At 40.0% G+C, this 14,131-nt stretch carries 15 protein-coding genes; 12 read left to right on the top strand and 3 right to left on the bottom strand.

The window, feature by feature from the left end:
- Positions 1 to 39 precede the first annotated feature (39 nt).
- The 8 genes from CFPU101_RS14680 (at position 40) to CFPU101_RS14715 (ending at position 8,569) form a co-directional block, all read left to right on the top strand.
- Entirely contained in the window at positions 40 to 135 is a 96-nt protein-coding gene (locus CFPU101_RS14680) for a photosystem II reaction center protein T (protein ID WP_106457460.1), read from the top strand.
- A 134-nt stretch (positions 136 to 269) separates the two neighbouring features.
- On the top strand, positions 270 to 773 hold the full coding sequence (gene nrdR / locus CFPU101_RS14685) for a transcriptional regulator NrdR (RefSeq protein WP_206816092.1): 504 nt from the start codon (positions 270 to 272) through the stop codon (positions 771 to 773).
- Positions 774 to 1,013: 240 nt separating this feature from the next.
- Positions 1,014 to 2,141 (top strand): 30S ribosomal protein S1, encoded by a 1,128-nt coding sequence (locus tag CFPU101_RS14690; RefSeq protein WP_242578002.1) that lies wholly within the window; start codon positions 1,014 to 1,016, stop codon positions 2,139 to 2,141.
- Positions 2,142 to 2,261: 120 nt separating this feature from the next.
- Positions 2,262 to 3,005, top strand: coding sequence for an HAD family hydrolase (locus tag CFPU101_RS14695; protein ID WP_206816093.1), 744 nt, complete (start codon positions 2,262 to 2,264; stop codon positions 3,003 to 3,005).
- Between the two features lie 70 nt (positions 3,006 to 3,075).
- A complete protein-coding gene (gene metK / locus CFPU101_RS14700; protein WP_206816094.1) occupies positions 3,076 to 4,338 on the top strand; it encodes a methionine adenosyltransferase in 1,263 nt (420 codons plus the stop codon).
- A 112-nt stretch (positions 4,339 to 4,450) separates the two neighbouring features.
- Complete coding sequence (locus tag CFPU101_RS14705) at positions 4,451 to 7,087, top strand: chloride channel protein (protein ID WP_206816095.1); 2,637 nt, start codon at positions 4,451 to 4,453, stop codon at positions 7,085 to 7,087.
- A gap of 39 nt (positions 7,088 to 7,126) precedes the next feature.
- Positions 7,127 to 7,795: a bifunctional 4-hydroxy-2-oxoglutarate aldolase/2-dehydro-3-deoxy-phosphogluconate aldolase gene (locus CFPU101_RS14710; protein WP_206816096.1), complete on the top strand. Its 669-nt coding sequence runs from the start codon at positions 7,127 to 7,129 to the stop codon at positions 7,793 to 7,795.
- A 45-nt stretch (positions 7,796 to 7,840) separates the two neighbouring features.
- Entirely contained in the window at positions 7,841 to 8,569 is a 729-nt protein-coding gene (locus CFPU101_RS14715; protein ID WP_206816097.1) for a metallophosphoesterase family protein, read from the top strand.
- On the opposite strand, the gene CFPU101_RS14720 is transcribed toward CFPU101_RS14715, so the two are convergent.
- From CFPU101_RS14720 to CFPU101_RS14730, 3 genes are all read right to left on the bottom strand, one after another.
- Positions 8,515 to 9,744, bottom strand: a complete 1,230-nt coding sequence (locus CFPU101_RS14720) for an NAD(P)/FAD-dependent oxidoreductase (protein WP_206816098.1) — start codon at positions 9,742 to 9,744, stop codon at positions 8,515 to 8,517. The genes CFPU101_RS14715 and CFPU101_RS14720 overlap by 55 nt on opposite strands.
- Before the next feature lie 16 nt (positions 9,745 to 9,760).
- Positions 9,761 to 10,024: a BrnA antitoxin family protein gene (locus tag CFPU101_RS14725; protein ID WP_242578004.1), complete on the bottom strand. Its 264-nt coding sequence runs from the start codon at positions 10,022 to 10,024 to the stop codon at positions 9,761 to 9,763.
- 82 nt (positions 10,025 to 10,106) lie between these two features.
- Positions 10,107 to 10,364 (bottom strand): hypothetical protein, encoded by a 258-nt coding sequence (locus tag CFPU101_RS14730; RefSeq protein ID WP_206816099.1) that lies wholly within the window; start codon positions 10,362 to 10,364, stop codon positions 10,107 to 10,109.
- Between the two features lie 176 nt (positions 10,365 to 10,540).
- Here CFPU101_RS14730 and CFPU101_RS14735 point away from each other — a divergent pair, with 176 nt between their 5' ends.
- From CFPU101_RS14735 to CFPU101_RS14750, 4 genes are read left to right on the top strand one after another with little or no spacing between them, the layout of a single operon-like run.
- Positions 10,541 to 10,744: a hypothetical protein gene (locus tag CFPU101_RS14735; RefSeq protein ID WP_206816100.1), complete on the top strand. Its 204-nt coding sequence runs from the start codon at positions 10,541 to 10,543 to the stop codon at positions 10,742 to 10,744.
- Positions 10,745 to 10,773: 29 nt separating this feature from the next.
- A complete protein-coding gene (locus CFPU101_RS14740; protein ID WP_206816101.1) occupies positions 10,774 to 12,210 on the top strand; it encodes a circularly permuted type 2 ATP-grasp protein in 1,437 nt (478 codons plus the stop codon).
- A 14-nt stretch (positions 12,211 to 12,224) separates the two neighbouring features.
- Positions 12,225 to 13,232 (top strand): alpha-E domain-containing protein, encoded by a 1,008-nt coding sequence (locus CFPU101_RS14745; RefSeq protein WP_206816102.1) that lies wholly within the window; start codon positions 12,225 to 12,227, stop codon positions 13,230 to 13,232.
- Between the two features lie 5 nt (positions 13,233 to 13,237).
- Positions 13,238 to 14,086 (top strand): transglutaminase family protein, encoded by an 849-nt coding sequence (locus tag CFPU101_RS14750; RefSeq protein ID WP_206816103.1) that lies wholly within the window; start codon positions 13,238 to 13,240, stop codon positions 14,084 to 14,086.
- Positions 14,087 to 14,131 lie beyond the last annotated feature (45 nt).

Here is a 14,131-nt window from a genome sequence, read left to right on the forward strand (position 1 = left end):
TTATAAGATGTAGGAGTATTTTTTTTAGGATTTTTTCACATGGAAAGCGTAGCTTACATCCTAGTTTTAACAATGTCATTGGCGGTACTTTTCTTCGCCATTGCCTTCCGTGAGCCTCCCCGTATTGAAAAATAATTTTGATTGGGTTGACTCTATAAATTTTGATTCACTCTATGATTGAGCCGTCTAGTTCTATGTTTAGATAGAAGGAAAGCAACGGCTCGACTTTTTCTATCTAAAAAATTGCTCCCATCCTGAGAGAATCGCTCATGCAGTGTCCCTATTGTCAAAATACGGATAGCCGTGTCTTAGAGTCTCGTTCGACCGAAACGGGACAAAGTATCCGTCGTCGCCGAGAATGTTTAAACTGTAAACATCGTTTCACCACATATGAACGGATTGAATATGTTCCGATTACTGTGGTCAAAAAAGATGGGAGTAGAGAATCTTTTGATCGCTCTAAAGTTTTACGGGGGATGGTGCGAGCTTGTGAGAAAACAGGTATTACTCATGAACGGTTAGGAGCGATTGTAGATGATATCGAATTACAATTACAACAGCGTCCCAAACGAGAAGTAACCAGTCAACAAATTGGCGAACTCGTCTTACAAACCCTAAAAACCGAAAGTGAAGTGGCTTACGTCCGTTTTGCTTCAGTTTATGGCAATTTTCAGGGTATTAAAGATTTTGTATCTACATTAGACCATTTACAGCAATCTTCACCAACTACAGAATCTCAATTGACGTGGGACGATCGCACTCTCATCAGCTAACATCTCTTCGGTTCTGACACCATAGATTGTACCGTAAAGGGTGAAATTTCGAGTATAATTATAATTCTGTAATTAAAAAGTTAGACGGGTTAACCTATCTTAGAATCTAAGTTTAGCATTCCTCAAGCGCTGCTAGGAAAAGGGTATTGCAGTTATCCCCAGTTAACTAGCACGACTAGAAACTGTGAAACGCTACCCAGTCCAACCATTACGGAGAGAACCAATAGGAAACAAAACTACATGATCAGTCAAAAAACCGCAAAAACTAAAAATATAGGCTTTACTCATGACGATTTTGCCGCCCTTTTAGATAAATACGATTATCATTTCAACCCAGGGGATATCGTTCCTGGAACCGTGTTCAGCATGGAGCCAAGAGGAGCTTTAATTGATATTGGTGCAAAAACCGCCGCTTTTATTCCAGTACAGGAGATGTCAATTAACCGGGTAGACGATCCCGATGAGGTTTTACAATCAAATGAAACCCGCGAATTTTTTATCCTGACTGATGAAAATGAAGATGGACAATTAACGCTTTCAATTCGCCGTATTGAGTATATGCGGGCGTGGGAGAGAGTACGCCAATTACAAGCCGAAGACGCTACCGTGCGTTCTCAAGTCTTTGCGACAAACCGGGGTGGAGCCTTGGTTAGAATTGAAGGATTAAGAGGTTTTATTCCTGGCTCTCATATTAGCACCAAAGAAGCTAAAGAAGATTTAGTGGGACAAGACTTAGCCCTAAAGTTTCTCGAAGTCGATGAAGATCGTAACCGTCTCGTTCTCAGCCATCGCCGCGCTTTAGTAGAACGCAAGATGAACGGTTTAGAAGTTGGACAAGTTGTTATTGGTTCAGTTCGTGGCATTAAGCCCTACGGTGCATTTATTGATATTGGTGGTGTAAGCGGACTACTCCATATTTCCGAGATTTCCCATGATCATATTGACACACCCCACAGTGTTTTTAATGTTAATGATGAATTAAAAGTCATGATTATTGACTTGGATGCAGAAAGAGGACGTATTTCTCTATCGACCAAGCAACTTGAACCTGAACCAGGTGATATGCTTAAAAATAGACAAGCTGTTATCGATCAAGCTGAAGAAATGGCCGCGAAGTATCGTGAAAAACTTAGAGCGCAAGCAGCAGGAATTCCATTTGAGGAAGAAATTCCCGAAGCAGCAGAAACCATTACTGAAGAAGCAGAAACGGCTCCCGAAACAGCAGACGTTATTGCTGAAGATCTCGAAGTTCCTTCAATATCTGAAGAAGCTGAAGATGTTGAAAATGTTGAAGATGTTGAAGATGTTAAAGAAGCTGAAGAAGCCGAAGAAGCTGAAGAAGTGGTTATGGCTGGGGCTGAAGAATAAATATCTTAGCTTTCAAAAGCAAGTGATTAAAAAAGGGGGGGTTATCCCTCTTTTTTTGTTATCAACAATAATCATACAAGTTTTTAATAATTTCAAAAAAATAATAATGTGGTAAATAATATGATTACTATTCGCGTTAAAAATCAAGAATTTTCCAATATTCAAGCCGTACTGTTTGATAAAGATGGGACATTAGAAGACTCACAAAGTTTTTTAAGAGAACTGGGAATTAAAAGAGCGAGATTAATTGATGCTCAAATCCCTGGCATTGGAGAACCTCTATTAATGTCATTTGGTATTTTAGATAATCAATTAGATTTAACAGGATTAATGGCTGTCGGAACGCGCCAAGAAAACGAAATAGCGGCGGCGGCCTATATTGCTGAAACTGGTAGAAGTTGGTTTGAGTCATTGGCGATCGCACGTCAAGCTTTTGTAGATGCTGATCAATATTTACAGAGAAATCCTCGTACTTCTCCTGTATTTTCTGGGTGTTTAGATCTTTTAAAGGCTTTAGCTTCAGCAGGAATAAAATTAGGAATTGTTTCGGCGGATTCAACGGCGAATATTAAGCGTTTTGTGGAATATCATCAGTTAACTGAGATTATTCAAGTCATGTTAGGTGCGGATCAAAGATATAAAAAACCTGATCCCGCTTTATTTCTACAAGCGTGTCAAATTTTAGATGTTCAGCCAGAGTACACTTTAATGGTAGGGGATGCTCAAGTGGATATAGAGATGGCAAAACAAGCCAAGGCAGGGGGAGTAATAGGGGTTTGTTGGCATCAAAGTACGGCAACATCCTTAAAAAATGCCGATGTAATCATTTCTCAATTCGATCAGATTTCAATTCTTGACAGTTGATGCTACCCTATATGGAAATATTGGTTAATATTAAAAACTGACTCGTTTCCCCAAGTGAGGGTTAATAAAATTGTCTAGACGCTACTTATTTACTTCCGAATCTGTTACCGAAGGGCATCCTGATAAAATCTGTGATCAGATTTCAGATACCATTTTAGACGCACTCTTGGCTCAAGATGACAAAAGCAGAGTTGCCGCAGAAGTCGTTGTTAATACGGGTTTAGTGCTAATTACTGGAGAAGTGACTACTAAAGCGCAAGTTAATTTTGTTGAATTGGCTCGGAAAAAAATTGCTGAAATTGGTTATATTCATGCAGATAACGGGTTTTCTGCGAATAGTTGCGCGGTTTTAGTTGCACTCGATGAACAATCTCCCGATATTTCGCAAGGAGTAACCGCAGCACAAGAACACCGTGAATCACTCAGTGATGATGAACTTGATAAAATTGGTGCAGGTGATCAAGGAATCATGTTCGGTTTTGCTTGCAACGAAACCCCCGAATTAATGCCCTTGCCCATCAGTTTAGCCCATAGAATCGCTCGTCGTTTAGCCGCCGTTCGTAAAACAGGAGAATTAGCCTATCTGCGTCCTGATGGTAAAACACAAGTTTCTGTAATATACGAAGATGGTAAACCTGTTGGCATTGATACGATTCTCATTTCGACCCAACATGATGCGACCATCGGTGAAATTACCGATAATAATGAAGTTCAGAAGAAAATTAAAGAGGATCTCTGGGAAGCCGTGATTCAGCCTGTTTTTGCTGATATTTCTGTTAAACCTGATGAAAATACTAAATATTTAGTGAACCCAACTGGTAAATTTGTGGTTGGTGGGCCTCAAGGAGATGCAGGCTTAACAGGACGTAAGATTATTGTTGATACCTACGGTGGTTATTCTCGTCATGGTGGCGGGGCATTCTCTGGCAAAGATCCCACAAAAGTCGATCGCTCTGCGGCTTATGCTTGTCGTTATGTGGCGAAAAATATCGTCGCTGCTGGTTTGGCAGATAAATGTGAAGTACAACTGAGTTATGCGATCGGTGTAGCTCGTCCTGTTAGTATTTTGATCGAAACTTTTGGCACAGGTAAAGTAGATGAAGATGTTCTACTAGATTTTGTCACCCAGAATTTTGAATTACGTCCTGCTGGCATTATTCAAACCTTTAATCTTAGAGGTTTACCTGCCGAAAGAGGGGGCCGTTTCTATCAAGATGTTGCCGCTTATGGTCATTTAGGACGTAGTGATTTAGATTTACCTTGGGAGCAAACCGATAAAGCAGAACTTTTAAAGACGCTTTTAAAAACAACTGTTAGTGCGGTTCCTGCATAAAATATTTCTTCGAAAAATCTAGGGTTTGGGTGACCAAGCCCTTTTTCTTTTGGTCACATTTATAGAAAACACGATAATCTATAGCAGTAACCTCCTTTAAACTGATCCCGCTTTGAGGCTTTCTTTATCCTATAAACGTTTATATAGCTGGTTTAAATCCCGACACTTTGGACGGAGTGCCACCGATACCCGATACGCGCTACTAGAAGCCTGTTTAATTGGGATTTTATCTGCGATCGCTGCACTCCTTTTAAAAGAGGGTGTCGGATGGTTAGGGGGAATACGTCTTCAGACGGCGAGTCAGTATGGGCCGTGGGTGACATTACCTCTAGCGGGTTTAATTTTTGGGGGTTTATCGGGTTGGGTACTTGAAACCTTTTCCCCTGCTGCATCGGGGGGTGGCATTCCGCAAGTCAAAGCCGCTTTAGCTAGATTTCCTATTCAACTATCACTAAAAGTTGCATTTGTCAAGCTCATTGGCACAATTTTAGTTTTAGGCGGGGGGTTAACCCTTGGCAGACGTGCGCCGACGGTGCATATTGGTGCTGCTTTAGCCGCGCAACTGTGTACATGGGTACCCACTTCGCCCGAACATCGCCGTCAAATGATTGCTGCGGGTGCGGCTGCGGGGTTGGCGGCAGGTTTTACGACACCCATTGCAGGGGTTTTGTTTGTTGTCGAAGAATTGATGCGGGATGTTTCTGGATTGACGCTAGAGACAGCAATTGTCGCATCGTTTACGGGTGCAGTCGTTTCAATGCTGTTGCAATCTGCTGATTTGAATGTTCCTGCTGTTCTTTTGGATACCGTTAAAACAAGTTTTTCAGCACCAGAAATTCCCTTTTATATTTTTTTAGGTGCTTTAGCGGGACTTTTAGGGGCATTTTTTAATAAAGGTGTGTTGTACTTTTCGGAGCTACAAAAACGATTAAATTTACCGTTATTCCTCAGAATTGGGGTTATTGGTTGTTTTTCGGGTTTTATTATTGCTTTATTACCGCCTTTCTTTCGAGATAATGCAGGTTTACGGGAATTCCTAATCAATGGAGAGTTATCGAATTCAAGTATTATGATCGCTTTTGTCGCTCATTTCTTTCTAACCATGTTAGCTTATAGTTCGGGTGCGCCTGGTGGGTTGTTTGCACCTGCTTTAGTCATGGGTTCAGCATTAGGCTATTTAGTCGGAAAAGTAGAACACTTTGTTACAGGTACACCGACTGAGGTGACTTATGCTTTAGCGGGAATGGGTGCCATGTTTACGGGGGTGGTACGAGTTCCCATTACTGCTATTGTGATTGTTTTCGAGCTTAATAATGATTTTAATCTGGTTTTGCCCCTAATGATTACCTGTGCAGTTTCCTATATTACTGCGGAGAGTATTTTCAGGGGTTCACTCTATCAGCATTTACTTTTATCAAGTGGTATTCCGTTTAAAGAAGAGGGGACAAATGAAAACTTTTTGAGTCATCTCACTGCATCCGATGTCATGCAAACTCAGGTAGAAACCTTATCGAGTGAAAGTACGCTAGATGATGTATTACAAATCATGTCGGTTTCCCATCATCGCGGTTTTCCTGTTGTTGCTGAAGATGTATTAGTAGGAATTTTTACGCAAAGTGATTTAGATAAACTTAAACAGTTGTCAGGAAAAACATTACTCAAAGAGATGATGACGAGTCAACCGATAACCGTGACTCCCTCTACTTCTATTAGTGATGTTTTATTTTTACTCAACCGCTATCAGCTTTCCCGTCTTCCCGTCACCGAAGGCCATAAACTGGTAGGAATTATTACACGTACTGATATTATCCGCGTTGAAGTTAATCAATTGAGTGGGCAGTCGCTAGATGTAGTCAAACCTGCACCCTCTTATGTTATCTATCAGACTCGTTCTCCTGCAATTGGCAAAGGACGAATCTTATTACCCATTGCTAACCCAGAAACCGCAACCGCTTTATTACAAATAGCAGGAGCGATCGCACGTTATTATAACTATGAGATAGATTGTTTACAAGTGATTAAAGTCTCTCGTCATAGTTCCCCTTCAGAAACCCCCGTTGATACTCGTGACGCACGAAAAATCATGCACCGTTTAGAACGTATTGGGAGACACCAAAAACTATCAGTACATACTCAAATCAGGGTAGCACAAGATATTTCTGAAGCGATTATCGAAACCATCAAAGAACGTCATATCAAAACATTGGTGATGGGGTGGAAAGGCAGTACATCAACTCAAGGAGCGATTTTTGGAGATTTAGTAGATACTTTAATTCATCACGCAACCTGTGAGTTAATGTTAGTCAAACTGAGTGCTAATTCTCTACTCTTTCCCTACTATCTTAATCCTCGTGCGACTTGGTTAGTTTCTCTAGCAGGGGGGCCAAATGCTCAACGGGCGATACAATTATTACCTGCACTGACTAAATTATATGCTCGTCCCGATACCCCTGAAGTTTGGTTATGTCGGGTCTATCTACCTTCTGATCCTGACCCAGATTACCAAAGTTTGCAAGAGGTTACCCAAACGTTAGAGAATAAAATAGCTAAACCGATTACACCAGTTCCTATTTGTTCTCGTTCTGTCGTAGATGCTATTACAGACTTAGCCAATGCGAAACAGTGTGATGTCGTGATCTTGGGTGCTTCAAAAGAAGGATTATTAAAAAACGTGATTCATGGCAATATACCCGAAACCATTGCCAAGAATGTCGATAGTACTGTTATTTTGGTAAGAGGGTCTTTGTGATGAATTTAATCGATTTTAGCAACTAGACAAATTGCATTAATGACCAAAAACACTGATTATCTAGAAAATTGGTGGCAAGTTTTACGACAAGAACGTGTGATTGCAGTAATACGAGCGCAAAATATCGATTTAGCCATTAGTTTAGCAAAAGCAGTAGCTCAAGGTGGCATTAAATTAATTGAGATTACATGGAATAGCACAGAACCGGCTCAAATTATTCAGCAATTAAATGTAGAATTGCCTGATTGTTGGATTGGCACTGGCACGATTTTAACCGTAGAAGAACTAAAAGAGGCGATTTTGAGTGGAATTCGTTTTTGTTTTACCCCAAATGTTAATCCTACTCTGATACAAATCGCTAATCAAGCTGAAATTCCGATTATTCCAGGTGCCTTAACTCCTACTGAAATTATAACCGCGTGGCAAATGGGGGCAAGTTGTGTCAAAGTTTTTCCCATACAAGCAGTCGGAGGTGCCAGCTATATCAAAGCATTACAGGGGCCGATGGGACAAATTCCCCTAATCCCAACTGGAGGTGTTACGCTAGACAATGCTAAAGAGTTTATTAGTGCTGGTGCGATCGCTGTTGGTTTATCAGGTCAATTGTTCCCGAATGCTATCATACAGTCTCAAGCTTGGTCTGAAATCACCCATCTAGCAGAAAAACTTAAACAGGATTTAGCACAATATACCGATTCATTTGGTTAGACCCCTCGATTATCATTGTATATGCTCGTTTAGAAATATAAGCTCATGAGTACTTTTGTGATTGGTGATATTCACGGTTGTTCAAAAGCTTTGGATTATTTGCTCAAAGCGGTAGACTTGCACTCACATGATATGATCATCACATTGGGAGACTATGTTAACAAAGGGCCTGATTCTAAAGGAGTCCTCGAAAGATTAATTAAATTAAATAAAACAGGTCAACTCCTTCCTTTGTTAGGAAATCATGACATCATGATGTTAGAAGCGCGTTCTGACAAAAAAGTGGCGTTAGATTGGTATGTCAAAAAAGGCGGTCATAAAACCTTAGTATCCTATGGACAGAATGACTTAAAAGCGATGGCGAATATTCCTAACGCTCATTGGAACTTTCTAGAAAAGAAATGTTTTTCTTGGTTAGAAACGGAAAACTATATTTTTGTTCATGCGAATCTTAATCCCAAGCTACCGTTAAATAAACAATCTCAACACGACCTATTTTGGAAAAAACTGGCTAACCCTATCCCTCACTATTCGGGTAAAACGATGATTTGTGGACATACCAGCCAAAAAAGCGGTATACCCATCAATCTAGGTTATGCTATTTGTATCGATACATGGGCTTGTGGAAATGGATGGTTAACCGCATTAGAGTTAGAAAAAGGGAGAATTTGGCAAGCTAATCAAAAAGGTGAAGTGAGAACCGCTTGGATAGATGATTTTTATACTGCACCCATCGCTTTACCTGCTAACCAAGAAGTAGTCCACGCACTTTGAAAATTAAAACCACCTGTTACCCCATCAATATCTAAGATTTCACCTGCAAAATATAAACCCGAACAGATTTTACTTTCCATCGTCTTGAAATCAACTTCTTTTAAATTTACACCTCCACAGGTGACAAACTCATCTTTAAAAACCCCTTTTCCAGTAATTTGATACTGACTTTGGGTTAATTCTTGCACCAATTGATTTAAAGAATTTTTCGATAACTCCGCCCAAATCAGTTCAATATCTATTTTTAGATAACTTAATAAGCTTTGCCAGAGACGCTTAGGTAAGGAGAATGGACAAAAACTAAATACTTTTCGTTTAGGATGCTCATTTTTAATCGTAATTAATTCTTGTCGCAGCGTTTCAGAATTATATTCACTGAGCCAATTGACTTGTAATGCCATCTTATAATGATGCTCATGTAACACTCTAGCACCCCAAGCCGATAATTTGAGAACTGCGGGGCCACTTAAACCCCAATGAGTAACTAAAACAGGCCCCATTTGTTCTAATTTAGTTTTATCGGGAGTCAGTAAACGTACAGTCGCATTTTCGACGCTAACCCCTGCTAAATCCCTCAGACGAACATCCTTAATTTGAAACGTGAATAAAGACGGTACAGGTGAAATAATCGTATGTCCTAAATCTTTTGCCCAACGATATCCCAGTGGGTTACTACCAGTCGCAAGTAAAAGACGATCGCATTTTAAAATATTTCCAGACTTGAAAACAACCTCAAAGCCATCTGAAGTCTTACTAACTGATTGTACTACCGCATTCGTCATCAGTTTTACGCCATCAGAAAACGCCGTATCCATCAGACAATTAACAATAGTAGTCGAATCATCCGTTACAGGGAACATTCGGCCATCTGCTTCCGTTTTTAACTTAACCCCTTGCGCCCCAAACCAACTTATCGTATCTTTTGGTTGAAAACGAGTAAACGCACCTCTTAACGCTTTACTCCCTCTCGGATAGTAATTAATTAACTGAGATGGTTCAAAACAATGATGAGTAACATTGCATCTACCCCCACCTGAAATACGAACTTTAGTCAGGGGTTCTCGTCCTGCTTCTAATAAAGTAATCTGTGTATTAGGGTAGGTTTTCGCGCAGGTAATGGCACCAAAAAAACCCGCCGCCCCTCCACCAATGACAATAATTTTAAGTTGAGTCATGAATTTAATTTACTGACTATCGACGAGCATCTGCATACATTTTTAAAGCTGCATCGATCAATTTATGAAAATCTTCGTTTTGTGACTGATACCATTTTACAAGATCAGAATCGACATGAAGCGTGACTGATACTTTTGTTTTAGGCATTCTGAGAGTTGCATTAGCAAAAAATTCATCATCTAGAGGAGGAATGTCTGATGTATCGATCTCATCATTCGTCATTTGCTCAATTCTATCCCAATCGGTTTTTAAGATATCGTTCAAATTCGCTTCGTTCATGTTTACGAGCTTTTTTTAAAGAAATAATACGGATAGACTCGTTATCGAGTACAGTAACGAACAAAAAAGTAACTATAGAATTCTAGTAGAGAATATGATCAATTTTTTCAGCATAATTAGTAATTATCTCACCCTGTTCATTTTGGCCAACGATATATTTAGAGTCGGGCTGAGAAATTTCAAGTGTTCCACCTAATTTCCAAGTTTCGGTCTGAGTAATATTGTAACTTTCGGTTTCTATATATTTTTCTAAAGCTATGGCGATGATATCAGATAGAGGGAGGCTCAGACTATTGAGAGATATCAGTTCATCGGGAATATCAATCGTGATTTGAGTCATATCGTGTTAAATAGCGATCGTTAATATCTTTATCATAGATCTCTAACAAAGAATTGATAAATGATCTTCCACTTTTTTCCACATTGAAACCCTTATGTAGTCTAGATTTTTGGGACTGACATCCTTTGGAGCTTTCTCTAATCTATAGAAAGTTAAAGAAAAAAAGGAAACAAACCATGTTAGACAATTCTCTAGTTCCCCAAACTGTTCGTAACTATATAATGGTTAGTGCCACTGTTGTGTTCATGAGTGTCGGGTTAACGGATTTATTCTATAATCCTCAGAGAATGGGTCAACAGGACAGAATCAATAACTATAGCGATTATGCTAAAGCAGGAATGGTATTTGCAACTCGTAGTAGTTTGAAAGGCCTAAAATAAAGGTAAAATTCTAGGAAGAGAGGCGATCCGTGCAATTAGAAAACTATAACCCAGAATTATTCTATGATGAATTATTTGCCGAATTAGGAAAACCCCGACCGTCTGCTGCACCGTTAATTGAATGGATGAAAGAGTTACCGCTACAAGAACTTCAACAACACCGAGAAACCGCGCAAATTGCCTTATTTAACCTGGGAGTCACCTTTAACGTTTATAGTGATAACCAAGGTATTGAAAAAGTCTTCCCATTTGATATTATTCCCCGTATTATTGCAGCTAACGAGTGGGAAAACCTCGAAAAAGGTCTTAAGCAACGCATCAAAGCTTTAAACCTATTTTTAGGGGATATCTACAACGAGCAAAGAATTATTAAAGATAACATCATACCTACAGAAATTATTGAATCAGCGACCGGTTTTCTCAAACCCTGTATCGGAATGAAACCCGTCGGCGGTATTTGGTGTCATATTACAGGAACCGATTTAGTTCGAGATCAAGACGGCGCATGGTATGTTTTAGAAGATAACTTACGGGTTCCTTCTGGTGCGTCCTACTTTCTAGAAAATCGTCGGGTGATGAAAAGTACCTTCCCCGAAATTTTCCAAACGATGAATGTTAAACCAGTTGATGATTATCCGAGTCATTTACTCGAAACCCTCCTTAATCTTACACCACCTCATTTAAGCGATCCGACCGTTGTTGTTCTGACTCCAGGTATCTATAATTCTGCGTACTTTGAACACTCCTTTTTAGCTCAACAAATGGGAGTAGAATTAGTCGAAGGACGTGACCTAGTGGTTGTTGATGGCTATTTGCAGATGCGAACCACTAAAGGTTTACGTCGCGTTGATGTGATTTATCGTCGCGTCGATGATGATTTTTTAGACCCCCTCGTTTTTCGTTCTGACTCGTTGTTGGGAGTAGCTGGGTTAATGGAGGTTTTTCAACAAGGACGAGTCGCGTTAGCTAATGCACCAGGAACGGGAGTCGCCGATGATAAAGTGGTTTACGCTTACGTTCCTGAAATGATTCGCTACTATTTAGGGGAAGAACCTATTTTAAATAATGTACCCACTTATTTATGTTGGCGCGATCAAGATAAAGATTATGTTTTACACAATTTAGAGAAATTAGTCGTCAAAGCAGCGAATGAGTCGGGGGGGTATGGAATGTTAATCGGCTCTAATTCTACCATTGAACAACGAGAAGAATTTGCCGATCGTATCAAAGCAAACCCTCGTAATTATATCGCTCAACCGATCCTAAGTTTATCTCGTGTACCGACGCTCATTGATGATGTGATTGAAGGTCGTCATGTGGACTTACGTCCCTATATCCTACATCGCGGTGATGAAATTTATGTCCATCCAGGAGGATTAACCCGTGTTGCCCTCAAAAAAGGGTCTTTGGTGGTAAATTCTTCTCAAGGTGGCGGAAGTAAGGATACATGGGTACTTAATCAATAATAGGGAAAAAAATAATGTTAAGTAGAGTTGCTGATTCAATTTACTGGTTAAATCGTTACATTGAACGCGCTGATAATGTGGCTCGTTTTGTCGATGTTAACTTAAATCTGATGCTAGATCTACCCGATGGTTTAAGTCAACAATGGGAACCGCTAATCTTAACCACAGGAGATTTAGAATTATTTAAAGAACGCTACGGTAAAGCAACCCCAGATAATGTGATTCAGTTTTTGACCTTTGATGCTAAGTATCCTAATTCTATTTTCTCATGCGTGCAACTAGCCCGTGAGAATGCGCGATCGATTCGTGAAATTATCTCCTCAGAAATGTGGGAACAAGTCAACGGTTTTTTCATGATGGTGAAAGATGCTTCACAACGTCCCGTCAGAACCACTTTACCGAATTTCTTCACTCAAACTAAACTCGCTTCACATCGTTTTGCGGGGGTGATGGATGCAACGATGACTCGTAATGAGGGATGGCATTTTGGCCAAATGGGACGACTCCAAGAACGGGCCGACAAAACCGCACGTATCCTCGATGTGAAATACTTTTATTTATTACCGTCTGTGGAATGGGTTGGCACACCACTCGATCAAATTCAGTGGATATCATTGCTCAGATCAGTGAGTGCTTATGAAATGTATCGTAAATCTCAGCGTCGCATTACACCCAACAGTGTAGCAGAATTTTTGATCCTCAATCGAGAGTTTCCACGCTCCATCCATTTTTGTTTAAAAGAAGTCGAACGCAGTATGCACGAGGTGACGGGAACACCTATCGGAACATGGTGTAATTCTGCTGAACGTTCTATTGGAAGATTATGTGCAGAGTTAGGTTATCTCACCATAGATGATGTTATAGAAGTAGGATTACACGAATTTCTCGACCAAATGCAAAAACGGATTAATGAAGTTGGGGTGAAAATGTGGGAAACGTTTTTTGCCATTGAACCGATAGTTAACACAACAACCATGACCATGAGTCAACGTCTAGGTAACATGAGTCAAACAATGGGTTAATAAAAGTGCGTTATTTAATTCAACATACAACGGTTTACACCTATGATAAACCCGTTTCGCCCAATCCCCATCTGATTCGTTTACGTCCTCGCTCAGATGGATGGCAAAAACTTCATGATTTTCAATGTTTAATTACGCCAGAACCAACAGGCATTTCTGAGATAATTGATTTAGATGGCAATGCTCTCTTGAGGGTCTGGTTTAAACAAGAAACAGAACAGCTAAAAATAGAAATTAATAGCAATGTAGAAACGTTTAAAACCAACCCTTTTGATTTTCTTTATGAACCTTGGGCTTTAAGTATGCCACTTGATTATCCAAGTTCTTTAGCCAAACAACTACAGTCCTATCTCACACCCTACAATATTGCACCCGATCCCATTTCGATCCAACTCGCACAAGAAATTTTACACGAAGTCAATAACAGCACAGGCGATTTTTTATTTACCTTAATGGATCGAATATACAGAAATTGCGAACAAGTCGTACGACATAGCGAGGATATCTGGTCACCCAGCATAACTTGGACAAAAAAGCAAGGGGCTTGTCGGGATTTGGTGGTGTTATTTATGGATGTTTGTCGTTCTGTTGGCTTAGCAACACGGTTTGTTAGTGGATATCAAGAGGGTGATTCCGATACAGAAGAATTTGATCTTCATGCTTGGGTAGAGGTTTATCTACCAGGTGGGGGATGGCGAAGTTATGATCCGACTCATGGGTTATTAGTGAGCGATCGTCATATTGCTCTAGTTAGTAGTGCCATTCCTTGCTATGCCTCGCCAATAGTCGGTTCAGTAACACCCGTTGCCCAGTCTAATCTCCAAGCACACATCAAAATTAGAAAAATATCTTAATTATTTTAAGCCAAATTAGGATGATGAATAAACATTAATCACTCA

This window comes from Chroococcus sp. FPU101 (assembly GCF_017312365.1).
Classification (GTDB): Bacteria; Cyanobacteriota; Cyanobacteriia; order Cyanobacteriales; family Microcystaceae; genus Chroococcus.